This is a genomic window from Vulcanococcus sp. CPBay_Sum15L08_68 (genome assembly GCF_017855895.1).
Classification (GTDB): domain Bacteria; phylum Cyanobacteriota; class Cyanobacteriia; order PCC-6307; family Cyanobiaceae; genus Vulcanococcus.
Window position 1 is genome coordinate 1 of record NZ_JAFMFX010000017.1, and the last position, 22,115, is coordinate 22,115.

Annotated in this window: 27 protein-coding genes, 1 tRNA gene and 1 pseudogene; 14 read left to right on the forward strand and 15 right to left on the reverse strand. The window is 64.9% G+C overall.

Annotated features, from left to right (window positions below):
- Positions 1–716: pseudogene (locus QZ189_RS04445) on the reverse strand (F0F1 ATP synthase subunit beta); the annotation flags it as partial.
- A 269-nt stretch (positions 717–985) separates the two neighbouring features.
- Here QZ189_RS04445 and groES point away from each other — a divergent pair.
- The 5 genes from groES (at position 986) to QZ189_RS04470 (ending at position 5,500) form a co-directional block, all read left to right on the forward strand.
- The gene (groES, locus tag QZ189_RS04450; RefSeq protein ID WP_010315361.1) at positions 986–1,297 is read left to right on the forward strand and encodes a co-chaperone GroES; all 312 of its coding nucleotides are present in this window, start codon (positions 986–988) and stop codon (positions 1,295–1,297) included.
- A 47-nt stretch (positions 1,298–1,344) separates the two neighbouring features.
- Positions 1,345–2,979, forward strand: a complete 1,635-nt coding sequence (gene groL / locus QZ189_RS04455) for a chaperonin GroEL (protein ID WP_296415714.1) — start codon at positions 1,345–1,347, stop codon at positions 2,977–2,979.
- A 284-nt stretch (positions 2,980–3,263) separates the two neighbouring features.
- Positions 3,264–3,623, forward strand: a complete 360-nt coding sequence (locus QZ189_RS04460) for a hypothetical protein (RefSeq protein WP_296415788.1) — start codon at positions 3,264–3,266, stop codon at positions 3,621–3,623.
- A gap of 59 nt (positions 3,624–3,682) precedes the next feature.
- Positions 3,683–4,048, forward strand: a complete 366-nt coding sequence (locus QZ189_RS04465) for an MscL family protein (RefSeq protein ID WP_247477135.1) — start codon at positions 3,683–3,685, stop codon at positions 4,046–4,048.
- 126 nt (positions 4,049–4,174) lie between these two features.
- A complete protein-coding gene (locus QZ189_RS04470) occupies positions 4,175–5,500 on the forward strand; it encodes an ammonium transporter (protein WP_296421085.1) in 1,326 nt (441 codons plus the stop codon).
- Positions 5,501–5,560: 60 nt separating this feature from the next.
- Here QZ189_RS04470 and msrB read toward each other — a convergent pair whose 3' ends face one another.
- From msrB to gpmI, 3 genes are read right to left on the reverse strand one after another with little or no spacing between them, the layout of a single operon-like run.
- On the reverse strand, positions 5,561–6,031 hold the full coding sequence (msrB, locus tag QZ189_RS04475) for a peptide-methionine (R)-S-oxide reductase MsrB (RefSeq protein ID WP_010315366.1): 471 nt from the start codon (positions 6,029–6,031) through the stop codon (positions 5,561–5,563).
- A gap of 4 nt (positions 6,032–6,035) precedes the next feature.
- Positions 6,036–6,272 carry a preprotein translocase subunit SecG gene (gene secG, locus QZ189_RS04480; RefSeq protein ID WP_010315367.1) on the reverse strand — a complete coding sequence of 79 codons (237 nt, stop codon included), beginning with the start codon at positions 6,270–6,272 and terminating at the stop codon, positions 6,036–6,038.
- Positions 6,273–6,292: 20 nt separating this feature from the next.
- A complete protein-coding gene (gpmI, locus tag QZ189_RS04485) occupies positions 6,293–7,864 on the reverse strand; it encodes a 2,3-bisphosphoglycerate-independent phosphoglycerate mutase (RefSeq protein ID WP_296415718.1) in 1,572 nt (523 codons plus the stop codon).
- 239 nt (positions 7,865–8,103) lie between these two features.
- Here gpmI and pyrR point away from each other — a divergent pair, with 239 nt between their 5' ends.
- Positions 8,104–8,646, forward strand: coding sequence for a bifunctional pyr operon transcriptional regulator/uracil phosphoribosyltransferase PyrR (gene pyrR, locus QZ189_RS04490; RefSeq protein ID WP_010315369.1), 543 nt, complete (start codon positions 8,104–8,106; stop codon positions 8,644–8,646).
- A 9-nt stretch (positions 8,647–8,655) separates the two neighbouring features.
- On the opposite strand, the gene QZ189_RS04495 is transcribed toward pyrR, so the two are convergent.
- The 3 genes from QZ189_RS04495 to QZ189_RS04505 form a co-directional block, all read right to left on the reverse strand.
- Entirely contained in the window at positions 8,656–8,877 is a 222-nt protein-coding gene (locus tag QZ189_RS04495; protein ID WP_010315371.1) for a ferredoxin-thioredoxin reductase variable chain, read from the reverse strand.
- A gap of 41 nt (positions 8,878–8,918) precedes the next feature.
- Positions 8,919–9,749 (reverse strand): hypothetical protein, encoded by an 831-nt coding sequence (locus QZ189_RS04500; protein WP_247477144.1) that lies wholly within the window; start codon positions 9,747–9,749, stop codon positions 8,919–8,921.
- A gap of 80 nt (positions 9,750–9,829) precedes the next feature.
- Entirely contained in the window at positions 9,830–11,383 is a 1,554-nt protein-coding gene (locus QZ189_RS04505) for an Hsp70 family protein (protein WP_296421088.1), read from the reverse strand.
- An 86-nt stretch (positions 11,384–11,469) separates the two neighbouring features.
- On the opposite strand from QZ189_RS04505, the gene QZ189_RS04510 reads away from it, so the two are divergent.
- The 3 genes from QZ189_RS04510 to QZ189_RS04520 all read left to right on the forward strand — a co-directional run bounded on the left by QZ189_RS04510 (position 11,470) and on the right by QZ189_RS04520 (position 12,414).
- The gene (locus tag QZ189_RS04510; protein ID WP_010315376.1) at positions 11,470–11,775 is read left to right on the forward strand and encodes a hypothetical protein; all 306 of its coding nucleotides are present in this window, start codon (positions 11,470–11,472) and stop codon (positions 11,773–11,775) included.
- Between the two features lie 3 nt (positions 11,776–11,778).
- A complete protein-coding gene (locus QZ189_RS04515) occupies positions 11,779–12,009 on the forward strand; it encodes a DNA-directed RNA polymerase subunit omega (protein WP_010315379.1) in 231 nt (76 codons plus the stop codon).
- Between the two features lie 96 nt (positions 12,010–12,105).
- Positions 12,106–12,414, forward strand: coding sequence for a DUF1818 family protein (locus QZ189_RS04520; RefSeq protein WP_363155351.1), 309 nt, complete (start codon positions 12,106–12,108; stop codon positions 12,412–12,414).
- Here the strand turns inward: QZ189_RS04520 and QZ189_RS04525 are convergent.
- On the reverse strand, positions 12,377–13,255 hold the full coding sequence (locus tag QZ189_RS04525; protein ID WP_296421090.1) for an NAD(P)-dependent oxidoreductase: 879 nt from the start codon (positions 13,253–13,255) through the stop codon (positions 12,377–12,379). The genes QZ189_RS04520 and QZ189_RS04525 overlap by 38 nt on opposite strands.
- 358 nt (positions 13,256–13,613) lie before the next feature.
- Between QZ189_RS04525 and QZ189_RS04530 the strand changes: the two genes are divergently transcribed.
- On the forward strand, positions 13,614–13,841 hold the full coding sequence (locus QZ189_RS04530; protein WP_010315385.1) for a DUF2811 domain-containing protein: 228 nt from the start codon (positions 13,614–13,616) through the stop codon (positions 13,839–13,841).
- Here QZ189_RS04530 and QZ189_RS04535 read toward each other — a convergent pair.
- From QZ189_RS04535 to QZ189_RS04560, 6 genes are all read right to left on the reverse strand, one after another.
- The gene (locus QZ189_RS04535; protein WP_296415728.1) at positions 13,822–14,583 is read right to left on the reverse strand and encodes a hypothetical protein; all 762 of its coding nucleotides are present in this window, start codon (positions 14,581–14,583) and stop codon (positions 13,822–13,824) included. The two genes, QZ189_RS04530 and QZ189_RS04535, sit on opposite strands and share 20 nt — an antisense overlap.
- Positions 14,580–15,038, reverse strand: coding sequence for an EVE domain-containing protein (locus QZ189_RS04540; protein WP_010315388.1), 459 nt, complete (start codon positions 15,036–15,038; stop codon positions 14,580–14,582). Before QZ189_RS04540 ends, QZ189_RS04535 begins: the two co-directional genes overlap by 4 nt.
- A 47-nt stretch (positions 15,039–15,085) precedes the next feature.
- Entirely contained in the window at positions 15,086–16,465 is a 1,380-nt protein-coding gene (gene murD / locus QZ189_RS04545) for a UDP-N-acetylmuramoyl-L-alanine--D-glutamate ligase (RefSeq protein ID WP_296421092.1), read from the reverse strand.
- Between the two features lie 30 nt (positions 16,466–16,495).
- Positions 16,496–16,567 (reverse strand) — tRNA-Val (locus QZ189_RS04550).
- A gap of 40 nt (positions 16,568–16,607) precedes the next feature.
- Entirely contained in the window at positions 16,608–17,390 is a 783-nt protein-coding gene (locus QZ189_RS04555; RefSeq protein WP_296421097.1) for a photosystem II S4 domain protein, read from the reverse strand.
- 10 nt (positions 17,391–17,400) lie between these two features.
- Complete coding sequence (locus QZ189_RS04560) at positions 17,401–17,904, reverse strand: hypothetical protein (RefSeq protein ID WP_010315393.1); 504 nt, start codon at positions 17,902–17,904, stop codon at positions 17,401–17,403.
- 107 nt (positions 17,905–18,011) lie between these two features.
- On the opposite strand from QZ189_RS04560, the gene serA reads away from it, so the two are divergent.
- The 4 genes from serA (at position 18,012) to QZ189_RS04580 (ending at position 21,490) form a co-directional block, all read left to right on the forward strand.
- Positions 18,012–19,598, forward strand: a complete 1,587-nt coding sequence (gene serA / locus QZ189_RS04565) for a phosphoglycerate dehydrogenase (RefSeq protein WP_296417946.1) — start codon at positions 18,012–18,014, stop codon at positions 19,596–19,598.
- A 5-nt stretch (positions 19,599–19,603) separates the two neighbouring features.
- Positions 19,604–20,515 carry a 50S ribosomal protein L11 methyltransferase gene (gene prmA, locus QZ189_RS04570; RefSeq protein ID WP_296415733.1) on the forward strand — a complete coding sequence of 304 codons (912 nt, stop codon included), beginning with the start codon at positions 19,604–19,606 and terminating at the stop codon, positions 20,513–20,515.
- A gap of 179 nt (positions 20,516–20,694) precedes the next feature.
- Complete coding sequence (locus tag QZ189_RS04575) at positions 20,695–20,994, forward strand: ferredoxin (protein ID WP_010310832.1); 300 nt, start codon at positions 20,695–20,697, stop codon at positions 20,992–20,994.
- Between the two features lie 133 nt (positions 20,995–21,127).
- Positions 21,128–21,490 (forward strand): hypothetical protein, encoded by a 363-nt coding sequence (locus QZ189_RS04580; protein WP_010315399.1) that lies wholly within the window; start codon positions 21,128–21,130, stop codon positions 21,488–21,490.
- A 65-nt stretch (positions 21,491–21,555) separates the two neighbouring features.
- Here QZ189_RS04580 and psbV read toward each other — a convergent pair whose 3' ends face one another.
- Positions 21,556–22,065: a photosystem II cytochrome c-550 gene (gene psbV, locus QZ189_RS04585; RefSeq protein WP_010315401.1), complete on the reverse strand. Its 510-nt coding sequence runs from the start codon at positions 22,063–22,065 to the stop codon at positions 21,556–21,558.
- Positions 22,066–22,115 lie beyond the last annotated feature (50 nt).

The window sequence follows — 22,115 nt, forward strand, 5'->3', positions numbered from 1 at the left end:
ACGCGCATGCGGGCGCCGGGGGGCTCGTTCATCTGGCCGTAGCAGAGGGCCACCTTCGACTTGGAGAGGTCCTCGGCGTTGATCACGCCGGATTCCTTGAATTCCTCGTAGAGGTCGTTGCCCTCGCGGGTGCGCTCACCCACGCCACCGAACACGGACACACCGCCGTGCTCTTTAGCGATGTTGTTGATCAGCTCCTGGATCAACACGGTCTTGCCCACGCCGGCACCGCCGAAGAGGCCGATCTTTCCGCCCTGGCGGTAGGGAGCCAGCAGGTCGATCACCTTGATGCCGGTCTCGAACACCTTGGGCTTGGTCTCGAGGTCGGTCAGCTTGGGAGCTTCGCGGTGGATGGGGGCGGTGGTGGTGGTCTTCACCGGACCCTGCTCGTCAACGGGCTCACCGAGCACGTTGAAGATGCGGCCGAGGGTGGCCTCACCCACGGGCACGGAAATCGGAGCACCGGTGTCCAGGGCGCCCATGCCGCGGACCAGGCCGTCGGTGCCGCTCATGGCGACGGCGCGGACGCGGTGGTCGCCGAGCAGCTGTTGAACCTCAGCGGTCAGAGCAACGTCTTGACCAGCCGAGTTTCTGCCCTCAATGCGGAGGGCGTTATAGATCTTTGGCAGCTTGCCGGCCGGGAATTCAACGTCGATCACCGGTCCGATCACCTGCCGGACGATGCCTTTGGTGCCGGTGGCAGTAGCAGCAGCCATTTAAAGGAGAAGTCGCAGGACGCACAGCGGGACGCAGCCCGCCTGAAGCGGCGCAAACATACCACCGCGCCCCTGCACCCCGTCACCCCTCCCCTGCCCTGTTCGGTCACCCGCCCCGCGGGGTGGTTGTGGACTCGGGAAGCGCGCCCATAACTTGGCACTCAGGGGATGTGAGTGCTAACTCGCGTTCCCAGGCGTTTTACGCCGCGACCCTGGCAGCGTCTCTGGCGCCATGCCAATGGTTTCGCCAACCAACCCGAATTCCATCCATGGCTGCTGTTTCCCTCAGCGTTTCCACCGTCAAGCCCCTGGGCGATCGCATCTTCATCAAGGTCTCTGAGTCCGAAGAGAAGACCGCCGGTGGCATCCTTCTGCCCGACACCGCCAAAGAAAAGCCCCAGGTGGGCGAGGTGGTTCAGGTGGGCCCCGGCAAGCGCAACGACGACGGTTCCCGTCAGGCTCCTGAAGTGAGCGTTGGCGACAAGGTGCTCTACAGCAAGTACGCCGGCACCGACATCAAGCTCGGCAGCGACGAGTACGTGCTCCTCTCCGAGAAGGACATCCTGGCTGTCGTCAACTGAGCCTCAACACCGTCTTCTAACCACCCCTACCGCGAGATTCGCCTCCCATGGCTAAGCGCATTATTTACAACGAGCAGGCCCGCCGCGCCCTCGAAAAAGGCATCGACATCCTGGCTGAGGCGGTTGCCGTGACCCTCGGCCCTAAGGGCCGCAACGTCGTCCTCGAGAAGAAGTTCGGCGCTCCTCAGATCATCAACGACGGCGTCACCATCGCCAAGGAGATCGAGCTCGAGGATCACATCGAGAACACCGGTGTCGCCCTGATCCGTCAGGCCGCCTCCAAGACCAACGACGCCGCCGGTGACGGCACCACCACCGCGACCGTCCTGGCCCACGCCATGGTCAAGTCCGGTCTGCGCAACGTTGCTGCTGGCGCCAACGCCATCACCCTGAAGAAGGGCATCGATAAGGCCGCTGAATTCCTGGTCGAGAAGATCAAGGAGAACGCCAAGCCCATCAGCGACTCCAACGCCATCGCCCAGGTCGGCACCATCTCCGCCGGCAACGACGAGGAAGTCGGCCGCATGATTGCCGACGCCATGGACAAGGTCGGCAAAGAGGGTGTGATCTCCCTCGAGGAAGGCAAGTCGATGACCACCGAGCTGGAGGTCACCGAAGGCATGCGCTTCGACAAGGGCTACATCTCCCCTTACTTCGCCACCGACACCGAGCGGATGGAAGCGGTTCTGGAGGAGCCCTACATCCTGCTGACCGACAAGAAGATCGGTCTGGTGCAGGACCTGGTGCCCGTGCTCGAGCAGATCGCTCGCACCGGCAAGCCTCTGCTGATCATTGCTGAGGACATCGAGAAGGAAGCCCTCGCCACCCTGGTGGTGAACCGCCTGCGCGGCGTGCTGAACGTGGCGGCTGTGAAGGCCCCTGGCTTCGGCGATCGCCGTAAGGCCATGCTCGAGGACATCGCTGTTCTGACCAACGGTCAGCTGATCACCGAGGACGCCGGCCTCAAGCTGGAGAACGCCAAGCTGGAGATGCTGGGCACCGCCCGCCGCATCACCATCAACAAGGACACCACCACCATCGTGGCCGAAGGCAACGAGGTGGCTGTGAAGGCCCGCTGCGAGCAGATCCGCAAGCAGATGGATGAGACCGACTCCACCTACGACAAGGAAAAGCTGCAGGAGCGTCTGGCCAAGCTGAGCGGCGGTGTGGCCGTGGTCAAGGTGGGTGCCGCCACCGAGACCGAGATGAAGGACAAGAAGCTGCGCCTGGAAGACGCCATCAACGCCACCAAGGCGGCCGTTGAAGAGGGCATCGTTCCTGGCGGTGGCACCACCCTGGCTCACCTGGCTCCCGCCCTCGAGGATTGGGCCAAGGCCAACCTGTCCGGCGAAGAGCTGATCGGCGCCACCATCGTGGCTTCCGCCCTGACCGCTCCCCTCAAGCGCATCGCTGAGAACGCCGGTGTGAACGGCTCCGTCGTGGCCGAGCACGTCAAGAACAAGCCCTTCAACGAGGGCTACAACGCCGCCGTTGGTGAGTACGTCGACATGCTGGCTGCCGGCATCGTGGACCCCGCCAAGGTGACCCGCTCCGGTCTGCAGAACGCTGCCTCGATTGCAGGCATGGTTCTGACCACCGAGTGCATCGTGGCTGACATGCCCGAGAAGAAGGAAGCAGCTCCTGCCGGCGGCGGCATGGGCGGCGGCGACTTCGACTATTGAGGCCGGTCGGGGAGAGGGTGACCCCTCCCCGATGAACCTTCAGTCATTGCAATGCATCTGGGGCACATTCGTGCCCCTTTTTTGTGCCTATCGCTCGGCGTCGATCAGGGCGATCCCAGTCCTGCCAGGACTATTTGTCTAGGCGCTGCAATGCAGAGCTATGCCAGAGGGCCGCTTTTGTCTTGCCGCGAGGGCGAGCTGGTGCGGGTGCAAATGCTCGCCATTGAGCAGGGGAATGGGCGTGAAGAGGCGGACGTATTGTTTCGGCTATATGAGTCTTGGCTGTGCCGCGTCCTGGTGCTTTTGCTGCGAACTTCAGGCCTGAGGTTCTCGATCGCTTTCGGGAGCTCTGCCGGCGGCAGGGCAGGCAGTACACCAAGGTTCTTGAGCGCCTTGCGGAGGTGTATCTAGAGACGGAGGGTGCTGTTCTAGATGGAGCGGTCTCCGCTGGACCGGCGGACCCCGATCGGAAGAAGCGGCTGGTCCAGGTGGAGTCACTTCAGAACAAGCTGCTGGAGGACCTCTTGAAGCGCGTGGAGCTTCTCGAGAAGCAGAAGGTGAAGACGGACTATGAGATCGAGCGTGTTCAGAAGAGCGTTGCTTTTCTGCGCTCCGGTCTTCAAGAGCCCGACTCCAAGGGCTGAAGACTTAGGGGCTTTGAGTCACCCGTGTTCGAATGAAGGCCTGCTTTCCCAGGTCTTTCATGCTCGCTTTTCGTCGCTGGTTGAAGGAATTCACGGAGTTCTTCTTTCAGAAGGGCAATGCCCTGAACCTGGCCATTGCGGTGGTGGTGGGCACCCAGTTTCAGCAGATCGTCGATGCGCTCACGAAAGACCTGTTGATGCCATTGGTGAATCCCCTGATTCGCAATGGCGGCTGGGAAAAGTGGGAGATTCCCTATGCCGGTGGGCAGCTCCTGATTGGACAGGCTCTGAATGTGCTGCTCAATTCCCTGATTGTGGGCTGGGTGCTGTTCTTCATTGTTAAGGCGATCAACCGGTCCCAGCGCATGGCCTCGGCGGGGATGGATCGCCTGCGTGCTGCCCAGGGCGGGGAAGCCGAGGTCTGAGCGGACACTGATCGTCCAGGACCCATGAAAGTGTTCGCAGCGAACAGTCCATCTCCTGCGTTGTCTGAAACGGTAGCCGTCATCACCGAATGAGTTCGCGTGCCGTTTCTTTCGCGACAGCGCCGATTGCTGATCGCTCTCCTCACCGTTCCTGCGCTGCAGTTCCTGCTGGGTGCGTTCTTGCCAGCCCAGGCGGCAGAAGCCTCGCTGGATAGCTCCGACAACACCCTGCTGCTGATCTCGGCAGCAATGGTTCTGTTGATGACCCCTGGTCTGGCCTTCTTCTACGGCGGCTTTGTTCAGGGGCGCAATGTCCTCAACACGATGGCGATGAGCTTCGTGATGATGGGCATCGCCACCTTGGTCTGGGCCACTTTTGGCTTCAGCTTGGCCTTCGCCGATGGCGGTGCGGCCCAGGCGGTGGTGGGGAACCCCTTCACCTTTGCCCTGCTCGAGCGTCTGCCGGAGGTCTGGGATGGTCTGGCGGTTCCCGGTCTGACCTTTGCCCTGTTCCAGGGCATGTTCGCGATCATCACGCCGGCCCTGATCTCCGGTGCCCTGGTGGAGCGCATCAGCTTCCGCTTCTGGTGCCTGTTCACGCCGATCTGGCTGTTGCTGGTCTATTCCCCGCTGGCCCACATGGTCTGGGGCGGCGGCTTCCTGGGCAAAGATCTCGATTTCGCCGGTGGCACCGTCGTGCACATCAGCTCCGGCGTGACCGCACTGGTGCTGGCCGGTCTGATCGGTGCGCGCCGTCAGTGGCCCAAGGCGATCCGTCCTCCCCATGACGTGACCCAGATCCTGCTGGGTACCGGGTTGCTCTGGTTTGGTTGGTTCGGCTTCAACGGCGGCAGCCAGCTGGCTGTTGGCGGCGCCGAGATTCCCTTCACCACCACCCACGTCGCTGCCGCTGCGGGTCTGGTGGCCTGGTCGGTGGTGGAGACCTGGCGCGACGGCAAGCCCACCGCCGTTGGCATGGCCACCGGGGCTGTGGCTGGCTTGGTGGGCGTGACCCCCGCCGCTGGTTTTGTGACCATCGGCTCGGGCATGGCCATCGGTGCGATCACCGCCGTCCTCTGCTACATCTCGGTCCAGGTCAAGGTGAAGCTGCGCTTTGACGATTCCCTCGACACCTATGCCGTCCATGGCGTCGGCGGTACCGCGGGTGCCCTGCTCACCGGCGTCTTTGCCAACGCTGAGTTGATCGCCTCCCACCCCGCCGGTCAGGTTCTGGCGGAACAGGGCCGTGGAGCCCTGGTGCTGGGTCAGCTGCAGGCGGTTCTGGTGGCCTATGGCCTGGCTGCCCTTGGCACCCTCTTAATTGCCGGTGTCCTGCGAGGTCTTGGTGTTCAGTTCCGTGTCGGCGAAAACGCTGAAAACCTCGGCGTTGATGTGGCTGAACACGGCGAAGAGGCCTACGCCGAGCGCGTCGGTTCGCCTCAGCTGTTCTGAGCACAGCATCCACAAGCAAGCCCGGGGTGCAGCGCATCCCGGGCTTTTTGCTGTCTTGTTTTAGGCGTTGGGGGTGAAGGTCAGTGCCACCCCGTTGTTGCAGTAGCGCTTGCCGGTCGGGCGAGGACCGTCACCGAAGACGTGGCCCTGATGGCCGCCGCAGCGGCGGCAGTGGTATTCGGTCCGGGGGACGATCAATTTGAAGTCCACCTTGGTCTCGATCGCATTGGCCAGGGGCTCCCAGAAGCTGGGCCAGCCGGTGCCGCTGTCGTACTTCGCCTTGGAGCTGAACAGCGGTAGATCACAACCGGCGCAGTGGAAGATGCCGGCGCGTTTCTCGTTGTTCAGGGGGCTGGAGAAAGGGCGCTCGGTCCCCTCCTGACGCAGGACCTGGTACGCCGCTGGAGACAGGCGTGCCTTCCACTGGGCATCCGTGAGTTGCCACTGCGGATCAGCTGCCTTGCTGGCAGCATCCGCCGATTTGCCGCCCACCAGCAGGGCCAAGGAGGCGAGCAATCCCCGTCGTGTCATCGCGTTAGAGACCTTTGAACCAGCCGGCGCTGAGGGCCGTGGCCAGTCCCATGAAGATGGCGAGCAGGGTCCAGGTGATGCGGTTCAGGGTCGCCTCGGCGCTGCGGGCGCTGCTGAACATCGAGCTGCCGCTGGAGGCGATGCCACCCATGCCATCCCCCTTGGGGCTGTGCAGGAGAACGGTGATCACCAGCAGTGCACCACTGCTGAGCCAGATCCAGGTGAGGGTGGTTTGAATCATCGATGCAGCCTAGGCAGTGACTAGACGCCGAGGGTCTGAGGGATGCGGCTCGGTTGGCTTGGGCTGCCCAGGGGCGTGATCAGGGAGGCGCCAGTCATACGGCTCGGCTGCTCCAGGCCCAGGATCTCCAGCAGGGTCGGGGCCACATCCGCCAGACCACCACCACTGCGCAGTTCGACGGCGGTGCCGTGGCCGGGGATCTTGCGCTTTTCGCCCTCCACCAGGATCAAGGGGACGGGGTTGGTGGTGTGGGCGGTCCAGGGCAGGCCATCGGGGCCTTCCATCAGCTCGGCGTTGCCGTGGTCGGCGGTGACGATCAGGGTGCCGCCCATGCGGTTGGTGGCCTCCAGCAGGCGGCCCACGCTCCGGTCGACTGCGCCGATGGCTTCAACGGTGGCTTCCATCGCCCCGGTGTGCCCCACCATGTCGGGGTTGGCGTAGTTGATCACCACCAGGGAATAGATCCCCTTGTTGACCGCGGAGATGCAGTTGTCGGTCAGCTGCTCGGCGGACATCGCTGGAGCCTGGTCGTAGGTGGCGACGCGAGGGGAGGGGACCAGGTGACGGTCCTCGCCGGGGTAGGGCTGCTCGATGCCCCCATTCATGAAGTAGGTGACGTGGGGGTACTTCTCGGTTTCTGCCGTGCGGAACTGCCGCAGCCCGGCTTCGGAGACCACCTGACCCAGCAGACCATCAAGGGACTCAGGGGGGAAGGCCACGCTCACCGGCAGGCCGGCTTCGTATTGGGTGAAGGTAACGACGTTCAGGTCGGGGATGAACGTCCGCTCAAAGCCGTCAAAGCCTTCCACCACAAGCGCTTTGACCAGCTGGCGGACGCGGTCAGGGCGGAAGTTGAACAGCACCACACCGTCCCCGGATTCGATCGCGCCGGGAGCCAGTCGGGTGGGCTCGAGGAATTCGTCGTAGATCTCCTCGCCGTAGGACGCCTTCAGGACCTCCTGGGGCGAGAGTTCGCTGATCGTTCCCTCTTCGGTGAGCAGGCGGTAGGCCTTTTCGGTGCGCTCCCAGCGGTTATCACGATCCATCGCCCAGTAGCGCCCGCAGAGGGTGCTGATCCGGCCGATTCCTGCTTTCTCGATCTGGGCTTCGATCGTGTTGAGGAAAGGCTCGGCGCTTTGCGGCGGGGTGTCACGGCCATCGGTGATGGCGTGGATGCAGACCTCCTTGAGGCCGCGGGCCTTGGCCCATTGCAGCAGGCCCCCCAGGTGGTCGATGTGGCTATGGACGCCACCGTCGGAGCAGAGGCCGATCAGATGCAGCGTCTTGCCACTAGCCCGGAGTTGATCGGCCAGGGCGTTGAGTTCTGCGTTCTCAGCGATGCTGCCGTCGCGCACGGCCTGGCTGATGCGCACCAGTTCCTGGCGAATGATGCGGCCGGCGCCGATGGTCAGGTGACCGACTTCCGAGTTACCCATCTGATCGTCCGGGAGGCCGACATCGGCGCCGCTGGCTTCGATCAGGGTGTGGGGATAGGCATGCCAGAGGGCATCCATCACCGGGGTTTGGGCCGCCCGGATGGCGTTATGGCTGTCGTCGTGGCGGTAGCCCCATCCATCCAGGATGCAGAGCACAACAGGCGCAATCGCTCCGTTCTGGGAGGACTGCGAAGGACCTGCTGCGGTCCCCGCGTTGTGCGAGCTCGATTCGGTGGACGGTATGGCTGTCACCCGATAAAACCCCGCCTTTCCCTGCACGACCAGATGGGTCCAACCTACCTCTTGCCTTGCGCTGAGCCAGTCCTCAGCATGGTTGCGTCAGCTTTTGGCTACACCATGGGTTCCCACGCCCATCGCGCTCCCTTCTGAGACCCATGGCCGTTGATCGCGTTGAAATCCTGTCAGCGGTTGAGTTGGGACGGACCCTGAACCGCTTGGCCTCCCAGGTGCTGGAGAGCGTCGATGACAGCCGCGATCTGGTCTTGCTGGGTATCCCAACCCGAGGGGTTGCCTTGGCCGAGGTTTTGGCTCAGTTGCTTGAGCAGCTCTCGGGGCATCCGGTGGACTGCGGCAGCGTCGATCCCACCTTTCACCGCGATGACCTGGATCGCGTCGGTACACGCCTGGTGACGCCGACCTCCTTGCCGTCGAGCCTCGATGGCAAGGAGGTGGTGCTGGTGGATGACGTGATTTTCACGGGGCGCACCGTGCGCGCTGCCCTTGAGGCGCTGCAGGCCTGGGGCCGTCCCAAGCGGGTTTCGCTGCTGGCGATGGTGGACCGCGGCCACCGGGAGCTGCCGATTCAGCCGGACTTCTGTGGTCGCGTGGTCCCGACGAACCGCCAGGAGCTGATCGCCCTCTGCCTCAAGGGGATCGACGGCGAAGAGGGGGTGTTCCTCTTAAAAGGTGAGCCCTAGGGCTGGCCGTCAGGCCACCGCCTCGAGTTCATCGGCGCGGAAGTGGGCGCGGAACTTTCCGAAGGCCACGATCACCGGCATGGTCGGGCTGATGGTGCGGCCCTTGTAGTCGTTCAGGACCTGGAAGACCTCCCCCTGCTGGCCCTTGAGATCGAAGGCCTGGCCGCGGTGCTGCGGGTGGTGGAAGACCACAACGCTCTGGCTGACCGTGACTTGATCTCCCGCCTGCATGAAGGATCGCCCTGAAGTGGTGGCCATCCTGTCACGCGTGATTAACGCCTGCAGGCTGTCTCGGGCCCATCCTCGATGACCTGTCCCCCCAGTTCGGCGCAGGCTTGGCTGAAGGCTTGCCAGTCATCCAGCCCTTGGCTGAGTTTCTGGCTGACGAGTCGGCTGAGCTGGGCCTCGGGGACGTTGGAGCCCAGGCCTCCATGGGAGTCGTGCTCGCCGTGGTCGCGCTTGCGCAGCCCCTCGATTCCCCCCTCGACCTGTTGGCGTAGGGCTTGGGTGTGTTGTTTCCACCAGGGATGTTCGATGCGATTGAGGGCATCGAGGGCTTCCCACCAGCGCTCTTGGGGGATCAGCCGGGCAGCGCGCTCCTTTTGAAACCGGTTTCGGCTCCAGTCCTCACGGAGTTGATCGCCCAGGGCAGTGCCTTGGGGGTTTTGGTCGGCATTCAGGCTCTTGAGCACCGCCAAGGCCCGATCCAGTTGTCCGCGGCGGTAGAGGGACAGGGCTTCGGTCTCCAGTTGCTGTTGCCAAGTCAGCAGGCGCTGTTGGTCCTCCGGGGTGCTGTTGCCGGAGTTGACGAGCAGACGCTGCAGTTGCAGAGCCTGGGCTGGTTGTTGGGCCAGCCAGAGCTGTTCGGCTTTCAGCCGGCGGCAGCGGCTGAGTTCCAAGGGGGCTTGGCCCCCGAGCCAGCGCAGGGCTGAGAGCTGTTCGCCAAAGAGCAGGCAGTCATCCAGTCGCCCGGCTTTGGCCGCTTGATCGAGCCGAGTGGGAAGTTGTTTCTCCCACCAGTAGGCCGCGCCAACCCCCGATGCCACCAAGCCCAAGGTGAGCACCAGCCAAAAACGCGGAAGCCGGTGTCGGCGGATGGCCAAGTGGCGGGTCTGGAGTCCAGCTCCGTTCTATGCAGCGACCTTCCAGTGATCACGCGGCCAGGGGCAGAGTTCGAGCCGGCCTAGCGGACCGCCCCCAAATCGATCGTGCTTTGGCGGATTTGGGTCTGTAGATCCAAAGGCTCAACCTGCAGGTGGCAGGCCGAATCGATCCAAAACCGCAGCTCGATGCGGTCCTCGCCGGGACTGCCGCAGGGGCTCAGGGGAATCTGGACAGGAGCCTGCGGCCAGGCCTGGACCCGGGCGGATCCAGCGCTGTTGCGGCGCAGGACCGGCAGGCCATCGACAAAGACGACTTCGCTGCGTTCCTCGGCTTGGGGTTCGCCCAGCACCAGTTCCAGGGCGCTCTGCTCGGCCTGGCTGCAGGACAGGCGGATGGTCAGGGGTTGCTCGATCGGCCAGCTCTGGCCCGCCATGAACAGCGGATGCCAGCGATGTTCAGCGCTGCGCTGATCCCAGCAACGCAGGGAGACCCCTTGGCTGAGCACATCTTTGATGCGAACACCGGGGGTCAGGCTCAAGGCGCCCAGGGCCACGGCTTCCACGGGGCGGCTCCCCCGCAGGGGGATGCCCGGGAGCCGTTGCTGGATCCAGTCGCGAATCAAGGGGATCTGGGCGCTTCCCCCCACGGGCAGAACCGCATCAATGTCCTCGGCTTGCACGCCCGCGGCCCGCGCTGCCGCCAGAACGGTCTCCAGCAAGTCGTCCAACAGGCTCAGCAGCCCCCGCTCCTCGAGCAGTTGCTGGAGCTCCGCCCGCTGCAGCCGCAGCGGGATGGCGCCGGCGTCCTGGGGCGTCCAGAGCGCCAGCGCCTCCTCCGCTTCGCTCAATTCGCACTTGAGCCTTTCGCAGACCTCGAGCAGTCCCCGCGGCGGGCTGGTCCAATCCGGGCAGAGATGGGCCGCAATCCAGCGGTCGAGATCGCGGCCGCCGATGGCCAGTCCGGCCTTCCCCAGGACCTCGGCGGTCCGCAGGGTTTGCTGGCTGTTGTTGAGGGTCCGGCCGCCAAAGCGCAGCAGTTGGGCGATGGGTGCTGCCCGGCCCTCGCCGCCCGGCAGCGCCACCAGCGACAGGTCGGTGGTGCCCCCGCCCACGTCGACCACCAGCACACGGCTGCCCGGGGGGAGGCCTGCGCCGATGGCCGCAGCGGTGGGCTCATCCACCAGGGCCACATCAGGGACGTCCATGGCCTCGACGGCCTCCAGCAGCCACTGGCGGTAGCCCCGGTAGCCATCGATCGGTGCGGTCAGCACCAGGCGATCTGGTGCGAGGGCCTCCGGTAGATGGGACCAGATCTGCTCCAGCAGCAGGCGCCCGCTTTGTTCTGGGCTCAGCCAGCTGCCACTGGTCTCGCTGCTGGGTTGACCGATCAGACGTTTGAAGTCCCGCTGCAGCTGGGGCCCGTCCTGCTCCAGGAGTCCCCCTTCGACGACCTGCCGTCCAATCAGCGGTTGGCGGGTCTCCCGATCCGCCAGCCAGATCAGGCTGGGGATGACGACCGGATCGCTGCTGCTGAAGGGCGGCAGCGGCAGCAGGCAGGCGCTCTGATCGCCGGCGCCTTGATGGGCCACCACCGTGGTGGTGCTGCCGAGGTCAATGGCAAGGGTGCCGGCCATTGGCCAAAGCTGAAGGGAAACTGCCGTCTAAGAGGGTGACGCAAAACCAGACTTCATGGTGAGACAAGCGGGACTTGTCTTGGGTCATGGAGCGGGTTGCTGTTGCCCTGTGGTCGTTCTATCGGGAGGACCCCGAGCAGGCGCGTCGCCTGGATCCTCTCCTGGCCGCGCGGCTGTCCCGCGGTTGGGGCTCCTTGCGGATCGAGTGCAGGGATCTCGCCCACCGCGCCATGGTCTGTGGCGTGATCGATCTACTGAGGCCGCCGCTGGAGGCGCTTCAGCTGGCCCGCGAGATTCGTCTGGTGGTGGCTGGGGAGGAGCCGATGGTCTTCCCCGTCAGCGTTCCCTTATCCAGCAGTCTGCTGACCTACGATGAGTCGATCGGCGAATAGTGCATGTATCTCGGCGTCAACGTCAGCCCCAAAGAGCTCGCGCAGCGCGCTGAGAATCTCGTTCGGCAGTCCAGCAACCGCTACCTGACCACCGTCCGCATCGCCTTCCGCGCCAAGCAGCGTCGTTTCGATGACTTCGATGGGCTGCTGGAGGATTCGATGGTGAAGCCCGTGCAGCGCGCCATCATCGAGCTGAGCGACGAGCAGGACCAGCCCGATCTGCTTCCTGGTTGAGCCTCAACGGATGCGGTTCGCTCCCGGGTGACCGTGATTGAACGCGAAGGAGAAGGGTGGCGGTTGGCATGGGATGCCGGCCGTCACCCTTTTTCCGTGTTGATCGGAGGAGATGGCTGGGCGGTGGAGCTCAGTGAGGCCGAAGCCTGCAGCCTCCGCGATGGCCTGGGCGCGCTCATCGACCAGCACCGTCAGCTGATCGATCAACTGATGGCCGAAGAAGCGATCGAGCTTGAGCTCGAACGGGAGGGCTGGTGGATGGCCCTCGATGGCGACCGCCAGGGCTGGGCGTTGCGGGTGATGCTCACCCCTGGGCCGGGGCAGCGGGCGATCGAGGGCAGCTGGAGCCGGGAGGCAGCCGCTGGCTTTACCGCGGCGCTCTCTCAGCTCCATGGCCAGCCGTGAGGGCGTGCAGGGCGCAGTAGTCCAGCCCATCGAGGCCCGCTGCAGTGGAGCCTTGCAGCAGGTGCAGGAGTCCTTCGAGCCCGTCGCCATTCAGTCCTGCGGCTTGCGTGGCCTGGAGGAAGAGGGCGAGGTCCTTGCGCAGGTGGGCCGTAGGGAAGTTGGGGTTGCCGTAGTCGCCCGCGAGTTCCCGCTCCAGTTTCTTGTCGAAGGTGGGGGCGTAGAGGGCACTTCCGCGCAGGATCTCCATGAAGGCCTCCACCTCCACCCCGCTGCGCTGCACCAGATGCAGCGAGAGGCTGAAGGCATGGGTGAGGCTGGCGATGAGCTGGTTGAGGGCCAGCTTGCAGGCCATGGCGCTGCCCACGGCCCCAAGCCGCCTGGGGGCTTCGCTGAGTTGGGTCAGGATCGGTTGGGCCGCGGCAAAGACCGCAGGCTCGCCTCCCGCCATCAGTTGCAGCCGGCCGAGGAGGGCTTCCGGTTTGCTGCCCAGGACCGGAGCTTCCAGGTAGCGCCCTCCGCGCGCTGCCACACCATCGGCCAGGGCCTGGCTTTCCTCGGGGCCGATCGTGGCGATTTGGATCACGGTGCGGCCGTCGAGCTGCTGATCCAGGTCCCCGAGAAGCAGTGCCGAGGTGCTGGGTCCATCGCTCAGCACGGTGATCAGCCAGTCCGCCTGCTCGGCCACCTCCCGGGCCGTGGCGGCGCTGCGGGCTCCCGCCTGGATCAAGTCTTGGCAGCGCTCCGGCGAGCGGTTCCAGACCCAGAGCTCCTGCTCACCCTCGAGGAGCCGCCGGGCGATCGCACCCCCCAGCAGGCCGGTTCCAAACAGGGCGATGGCCATGGCGGCAGGGGTGAGATTGCTGATGAGATCATCGCTCTGATCAGGACTGCTGATCTCCGTTTTTCTCCCAGCCGAGCGCGCCTCTTCCCCAGGGTTTTGCACTGGTTTTCCACAGCCTGAGGGCACCAGCGGGCAGTCGCCCCAGTCACCTGGGGAGAACGGCCATCAATTCGGCAAGCCCTGTTGACAAGCCCTGGGGGCCTGACAGGGGTGCTGGCTCGCTCCCCGCTGCGGGGTGCAAACCCGCTCGGGCTGCTGTGATCTAGCCCTGAGATCCCCTGGGAATGGCTCGATCAGGGCGGTGTTGACCGTTCCCTCGCGTTGTGGGGAACTAGTGCTCATCGACCGCAGGAACGGCATGGAAGCAACTGGCACGGTGAGCATGTGCGCTGAGGTTCCCGAGCCCCTGCTTCAGTCCATGCAGGGCTTCATTGAGGCCCACCCCAACTGGGACCAATACCGCCTCTTCCAGGCGGCCCTGGCCGGCTTTCTGGTGCAGAACGGCGTGCAGACCCGTGAGATCACCCGCTGCTATCTGGCGAACCTCTTCCCGCAGCAATCGCGCTTCAGCGAGCCCCTCGCCTGATCCGGCGCCATTGGACATAGCTGTTGGTCACGGTCGTGGCCATCAGGCAGAGGGATGGCACCACCACCGCGCAGGTGATCAGCAGGCCCGAGCCATCCCAGAGCAGTTCACTCAGGAGGCCCAGGATGAAGGGCAGGCCTGTGATGGCCAGCAGCACCGCCGAGAGAGCCAGCAGCCCCGGCCCTTGCTGCTCCAGCAGCACAAAGCCTGCCCGGAAGGCTTGGGTCGCTCCGAGGCCTTCCGCCACCACTAGGCAGGCGTTGAAGAGCTGACTGAGGGCGAGTCCCCCCCCGAGGACGACGCCAACCACCAGGGGCAGGGGCGCCAGAGGCTCAGCAATCAGCAGCAGCAGGGACCAGCTCAGGAAGCTCGTCAACACGATCAGGCTGAGGGCGGCGGTGAGGCGCAGGACCCCCCGGGTGAGGTGCCAGCTGCAGGCACCGTGCCAGCGGTAGAGGGCGTCGGCCTTGGGGGCCAGGCCGCGACTGAGATCCAATCCCGCTCGGGTGAGGCCATCGATCAACCAGATCAGGCTGATGGCATACAGCGCAATCCCGATCAGCCGGATCAGTAGGGAGAGTCCAGCGTTGCTGATGGCTTCCCCCAGGCCGAACAAGACCCAACCCAACAGATGCAGGCCAAACAGGCTGGCGGTAAATCCAAGAACAATCCGCGGGTGGGCCCTCAGTTGGCTGAGGCTGTCGAGCAAGGCTCGCCCCGGCTTGATCTGGGCTTGCTTCAAAGGGGTCCGAGGAGGGCAAGGAGCCGCTCAGCGCTGGCATCAGGGACCGGCAGGATCGAAAGACGATTGCCGTTGCGCACCACCGGCAGCTCCTCGACGCTGAACTGCTCCCGCAGGGCGTCAAGGCTCAGCATGGCGCCAAAGGTGCCGACGTACTTCAGGCGAACACAGTCCCAGCGGGGTGCTTCCGGTTTGGATTTGGGGTCGAAGTATTTGTTCTCTGAATCGAATTGAGAGGGGTCAGTGATCCCGGTCTCGATCACTTCCATCATCCCGACAATGCCCGGTGGTTTGGCGTTGGAGTGATAGAAGAAAGCGCGATCGCCGATCGACATCGAGCGCATGAAATTGCGCGCTTGATAGTTGCGAATGCCATCCCACAGCGTTGTGCCCTCGCGCTGGAGATGCTGGATGCCATAGACATCCGGCTCACTCTTCATCAGCCAGTAGGCCAAGGCTGCTCGTCCCGTTGGCCGCGAGTGTAAGGCGGTTGTTCAGGCCCCTAGAGGCCCTCGGTCAGGGAGCGGAAATGCTCGCCTCGCGCTTCAAAGTCGCGGTATTGATCGAAGCTGGCGCAGGCCGGTGAGAGCAGGACAGCCCGGCAGTGTTCCCGTTGGCTGAGCTGTCGTGCCGCAGCCACCGCTTCAGGGAGCGCGTCGCAGCACTGGATCACGCCGGTGTACCCGCCGGAGAGCAGCAGCTCTTGGAAGTGGGATTGGGCGGCACCGAAGAGCACAACGGCCTTGGCGCTGCGTTGAAGCGCCGCGATCCAGGCGCTGGCATCGCCCTGCTTGGCCTCCCCGCCGGCCAGGGCCACAAGGGGACCTTCGACGGCCCGCAGGGCCACCTCGGCGGCGTCGTAGTTGGTGGCTTTGCTGTCGTTGATCCAGTCGACCCCATCGAGGCTGCGGATCAGCTCGAGTCGGTGGGGGACGCCGGGGAAGGCCCGCAGGGCCGCTTCCATCGCCGGGCCGCTGAGGCCCAGCTCCAATCCCACGGCCAGGGCCATCAGCATGTTCTGGCGGTTATGGGCCCCCGGCATGGCCAGGGCGTTGGCTGGGAGTAGGGCGCCGCTGCGCTGCATGACCTGATTCCCCTCGATCCAAAGCCAGGGGTCGATTCCTTTGGCCAGGGCCGCCTCCCGGGATGCCGCGGTGATCCAGCGGGCGTTCGGCCAGGTGGCGGCGTGCGCGCAGAGGTCAGGGTCATCCCCATTCAGCACTTGGATCGCAGAGCGCTCCAGCAGTCCCCGTTTGATGGCTCTGTAGTTCTCGAGCGTTCCGTGCCGCTCCAGATGATCCGGAGTCAGCGTGGTCCAGAGGCCGATGGCCGGAGCCAGCTCCGGGGCGGATTCGATTTGATAGCTGCTCAGTTCCACCACCAGGGCCTGGGGGCGGGTCTGTCCGTCAGAGAAGCGTTCGAGGGCCAACTCCGCGGCGGAGTGGCCGACATTGCCGCACATCGGCGCGTCGATGCCCCCCTGCTCGAGCAGGTGAGCGACCAGATGGGTGACCGTGGTCTTGCCGTTGGTCCCGGTGATGCCAATCCAAGGGGTCGAACCGCTGGCTTCCCAGGCGGTGCTGATCTCACCGTTGGTGGGGATTCCTTGCTGCCGCAGCCAGATCAAGGTCGGGTGATCCCAACGGATGCCCGGGCTGACGATCACCCGCGCGCAGTCCCCCAGGAGCGGCTCAAAACTTTCTGGTGCAAGGGCCTTGCCCAGCTCCACCGCGATCCCTTCGCCGCGGAGCTTCTCGGCCTTGCGCTGATGCTCAGCCCCCTGGCCGCTTTCCAGCACCAGAACGTTGGCTCCCCGCCGTGCCAGTAAGCGTGCGGCCCCAAGACCCGATCGGCCCAGCCCGAGAACCACGGTCACTGGCATGGCCTTGATGCTCGGGATCGAATTAAAAAGTGGGCGATACTGGAATCGAACCAGTGACTCCTACCGTGTCAAGGTAGTGCTCTACCTCTGAGCTAATCGCCCTCAGAAGCCTTTCGGCTTGAGGAACCTAGCAGTCGGTGGATCAGCGTCTTTGCATCACCAGGCGCCAGCGTTCCCGTTTGGTGGGCTGAATCTCGAGGATCTCCAGCTCCCCTCGGCCATCGAGGCGGACCCGGTCGCCCTGCTTGAGCTCTCGGCTGGGGCTGGTGATGACGGACCAATTCACCCGAACGGCCCCCGCCCGGATCCAGTCGGCCATCTTGCTGCGGGACACCCCAAGCCCCGCAGAGGCCACGGCATCCAGGCGCAGTGAGGCTTCGACGCTGCTGAGTTGCTTCGGGGTGCGGCTGGCGGGGAGTTGCAGGGCGCTGACGGCCACGGCCTCAGTGCTGATCTCCACGCTGCGCACCAGAGCTGTTCGTCCCCCCCAGGCCTCTGCGACTTCCTGCCGCAGGATCAGTTGGGCGCCGCGGTCACCCCGCATCCAGATGTCGCCGAGGTCCCCCGCTTGGGCTCCGGCCTGGATCAGGCCTTGGCGCACATCCAAGGGTTCGGCTGGATCAAAGAGGAAGTTCCCCGTGATCACGAGCCCCTGCAGGGGGGCTTCTGGCCTCTCGGCGTCGCTGATCTCCACGCGCCGCAGCAGCAACCTGCGGCGCTCCGCCTGGGGCCAGCCGCCGTCGCTGGAGAGGGTCAGCTCGGTCAGGCTGCCGAGCCGCTCTTGCGCCTCCTCGAGGAGGTCAGCGGCGAGGAAGTCACTCCAAACGGGTTCCCAGGTGCGCAGGGCCTGCTCCGCCAGGCTGATGAGCGCCCCCATGGCCTCGGGGTTGCGACAGCCCTGCAGCAGTTGATCACGGGGCAGCATCGGCGCGCTCCTAGTTGTCGCCGAGCCGCACCACGCTCTGGGGATTGGCCTCCTTGAGCCGGGTCCAGGGCACCTCGACGCCGGTGGCTGTCTCCAGCAGCAGCAGCCAGTTGCCCTCCTCGAGGCGATTGCGCAGGGCGCGGATGCGGTCGTCGCTGTCGGAGCTCACGCTGGCCGCCGCGGCGTAGCTCCCCATCAGGCCTGAGCCCAAACCCAGCAGGCCGCCGATCAGATGGGAGCCCACCTCTCCGGCAAAGGCAAAGGTGTCGAGGTCCGTCATGAAGGTGAAGGTCACGCCGGCGAAGAAACCAAAGGGCATCAGCCAGGTGGCCATCCCTTTTTGGCGCCGTTTGCGGGCGATCGAGGGGTTCAGCTCATCCACCTCGGCCATCGCGGTTTCTCCAGTCCCCACGGCGACGAGACGCACCGGGGCAGGGCTGAGGGAGGCCAACTGTTCCTTGAGTTGGTGCAGTCGCTTTCGCGACGAGAGCACCACCACCACGCTGCTGCCCACGGAGTCACGCTTCAGACCAGCCGATTCTCCATGCTGCGGCCGGCCGTTGTGGCGGCTTCAAGGTCCCTCTCTACACTTCACCTCCGGCCGCTCCACCCCGCCGGGTCATGACGAAGGTTCTGGTATCCGATCCCATCGATCAAACAGGGATCGACATCCTCTCTCAGGTGGCCCAGGTGGATGTGCGAACGGGCCTGCCGCCTGAAGAGCTGAAGTCGATCATTGGCGACTACGACGCCTTGATGATTCGTTCGGGCACCACGGTGACCGCGGACATCATCGAGGCCGCCACCAAGCTGCGGATCATTGGCCGGGCCGGTGTGGGGGTCGACAACGTCGATGTCCCGGCGGCCACCAAGCGCGGCGTGATCGTCGTGAACTCGCCCGAGGGCAACACCATTGCGGCCGCCGAGCATGCCCTGGCACTGATGCTCTCGCTCTCCCGGCACGTGCCCCACGCCCACGGCAGCACCATGGCCGGTGGCTGGGACCGCAAGAAGTACGTCGGAAACGAGCTCTATAAGAAAAAGCTGGGCGTGGTTGGCCTGGGCAAGATCGGCTCCCACGTTGCCCGGGTCGCGAAGGCGATGGGGATGGACGTGATGGCCTACGACCCCTTCGTCTCGGCGGAGCGGGCCCAGCAGATGCAGGTGCGTCTGCAGGAGCTGCCGGCCCTGTTCGCTGAAGCCGATTACGTCAGCCTCCACCTCCCCCGCACCCCGGACACCGAAAACCTGGTGAATGCGGAACTGCTGCGGACGATGAAGCCCACCGCGCGCATCGTGAACTGCGCCCGGGGCGGAATCATCGATGAGGCGGCCCTGGCTGAGGCGGTCGAGAACGGCGTCATCGCCGGTGCAGCACTGGACGTCTACGCCAAGGAGCCCCTGGCCGCCGATAGCCCCCTGCGCAAGGTGAGCGAGCGGCTGATCCTGACCCCCCACCTGGGGGCATCCACCGAAGAGGCCCAGGAGAACGTGGCGGTGGATGTGGCGGAGCAGATCCGCGATGTCCTGCTCGGTCTTCCCGCCCGCAGTGCCGTGAACATCCCCGGCTTGAACGCCGAGGTGATGGAGCGCCTGAAGCCCCACCTGCAGCTGGCCGAGATCCTGGGTCAGTTGGTGAGCCAGCTGGCCGGCGGCCAGATCAGTGAGTTGGAGGTGCGTCTCCAGGGCGAATTCGCCAACCACCCCGCCCAGCCCCTGGTGATTGCCTCCCAGAAGGGCCTGCTCTCCACCGCCCTGGGGGATTCGATCAACTTTGTGAATGCCGGCCTGGAGGCCAAGGAGCGCGGCATCCACGTGGTCGAGGTCAAAGATGACGCCGCCCGCGACTTCGCCGGTGGTTCGCTGCAGCTCACCGCCAAGGGCGCCAACGGCAGCCATGTCGTCACCGGTGCGGTCTTCGCCGATGGCGAGCTGCGGGTGACCACGATCGATGAGTTCCCGGTGAGCGTGACCCCGAGCAAGCACATGCTCTTCACCCGTCACCGCGACATGCCCGGAATCATTGGCCACATCGGCTCGGTCCTGGGCGAGCACAACGTCAACATCGCCTCGATGCAGGTGGGCCGCCGGATCGTGCGCGGTGATGCCGTGATGGTCCTGAGCCTGGATGACCCCCTGCCTGCCGATCTCCTGGCGGGGATCCATGCCATTGAGGGCATTCAGCAGGCGCACCCCGTCACCCTCTGACCCCGATGGCCTTGGCTTGGTGGCGGCTTGAGCTGCTCGCGCTTCCGGAACTCGAGGAATCGCTGACCTGGAAGCTCAACGCCCTGGGGATTCCCAGGGTGGCTCTGCGGCACAGCCCCGACCAGCCCCAGGACCGGAAGTTGGTGGCCTGGCTGCCCGCGTCCGATTGGCCGGAGAGTGAACGGCAGCAGCTGGAGCAGGCCCTGCAGCCCTTGGCCGAGACCTTTGGCTTGACCCTGCCGACCATCCACTGGTTTGAGCAGGACGACGAGGACTGGAGCCTGAGCTGGAAGCAGCACTGGGAACCCGATCCCGTCGGTGAGCGCCTGTTGATCCTTCCCGCCTGGCTGGAGCTGCCCCCCGAGCACGCCCACCGCCAGGTGATCCGGATGGACCCCGGCAGTGCCTTTGGCACCGGCAGCCATCCCACGACGCGGCTCTGCCTCGAGGCGATCGAGCAGCTGGCGGATGAGCGCGGCGGAAGCTTGGGGCCCATTCGTGTGGCTGACCTGGGCTGCGGCAGCGGGATCTTGGGCATTGCCTCCCTGCTCGAGGGCGCCGGCAGCGTGGCTGCAGCCGACACGGACTCGCTGGCGGTGCGCGCCACCCGAGACAACGCCGTGGTGAGTGGGTTTGCCGAGCAGTTCCAGGTGGACCTGGGCTCAATTGAACGCCTGGCGGAGCTGCTGGAGGGGCGTCCTGCTGACCTGCTGCTCTGCAACATCCTGGCCCCGGTGATCGAGGCCCTCTGTCCAGCCTTTGACACCGTTCTGGCCCCCGAGGGCCTGGGCCTGCTCAGTGGACTGCTGGTCAGTCAGGCCCCCCGCTTGCAGCAGGTTCTGGCGGAGCAGGGCTGGAGCGCTGAGCTCAGCGCCCAGCAGAGTCAGTGGGGACTGATGACCATCAGGCGCTCCTGACAAAAATCCGAAACCGTGGCTTGTTGCATAAGTCACGCTGATGTGTGCCCATGCTTCCCATTGGGCTTCGCCTTGAGATCCCCTCGAAACCCCAGGAACTGCCCTTGTCGGATGTAGGAAGGGTCCGTCCTACAGGGCCTGGGTGTTTTGTCCAGGAGCCTGTGAGCCCCATTCCTTTCATGGCTTCCTACAAGGTCACCCTCATCAGCGAGGCAGAGGGCCTCAACAAGACCATCGAGGTTCCCGACGACCAGTACATCCTCGACGCCGCTGAAGAGCAGGGCATCGATCTCCCCTACTCCTGCCGTGCTGGTGCTTGCAGCACCTGCGCCGGCAAGATCACCGCTGGCACCGTCGACCAGTCCGACCAGAGCTTCCTCGACGACGACCAGATCGAAGCTGGCTTCGTTCTGACCTGCGTGGCTTACCCCACCAGCGACTGCACCATCAAGACCCACGCCGAAGAAGAGCTGTACTGAGCTCGACCCGGGGCGTGCCCGTTCACGCCCCGTCTCTTTGTGCTTTCAGAACCACCCCCCGGGGTGGTTTTTTTGTCTTTAGTCCCCGCCTGCCGTTGTGACTGCCTCAGCCTCGGGTTCAACCCTTCCTCAGGTGCAAGAGGTGTATGCGCCAGGTAGCGAGCACACCAGTCCTGGTGCGCAGTACAGCTTTCGGGTGGTTGGCCCCTGCTGCCGGCTGTTTGACCGTGAGGAGCTGCCCTGGCCCTGCTGCCGGCTCTCCTGGCGCAGCAAGGAGCCCAGCTGGCGTCGTGTGGGCAAGCGCTTCGTCCCTGACCTGGCGGCCCGCCGGTGCCCCTCCTATGCGGTGGAGCTGCTGCAGCCGGGTTCCAGGCCCACCCAGACCGTGCTGACGCTCTTCTCCCAGCGCCTCAGTGCGCCCCTGCAGGAGTGGTGGTACAGCAAGCAGCCCACCTCCTGCGATCCCAGCAACCTCACGCCGCCGGAGGCGGCCTGATCTGGGGCATAAAAAAAGCCCCGCCGTGATGGCGGGGCTTTGCAGTCGTTGAGGTTGAAGCGAGATCAGAAGTAGATCTTGCCGCCGCCCCACTGGGGACCAAGCACTTTGGGAGCGGTCAGGATGAAGCCGGCCATCAGGCGCAGGTCTTCGTCGTTCATGTTCCGCATCTGCACGAAGACGTCGCTGCTGCGGATGCTGGGGTGCACGTCGGCAATGCTGTATTCGCCGTCGTAGCTGGTCGGGTCCTTCATGTAGTCGACCAGGGCCTCAACGTTGTCACGGGCCGGGGTGGCCAGGGCCAGGGTCTCGGGGTCGAGGCCAACGTTGTGGTTGGTCTTGGTGATGCCGCCGGCGTGGCAGACGCCGCAGCTGTTGTTGAAGGTCTTACGACCTGCGTTGACTTCCTGCTCGCTGAAGGTCACGGTTGTGCCTGCGGCATCAGCGGGCACGGTGAGCTGCTCAGCAGTCCACTGGGCGGCCTGGGCAGGGCCGGCAAGACCCACCAGCAGAGCCAGGGGCAGAAGCATCAGCCGGGCCAAGGACCGGAGTGCAGAGGAGAAAACAGAGGCCATCGAAAAAGCCGGCGACGTGGCGTTTAAAACGCGCCTGAGTTCTTGTATCA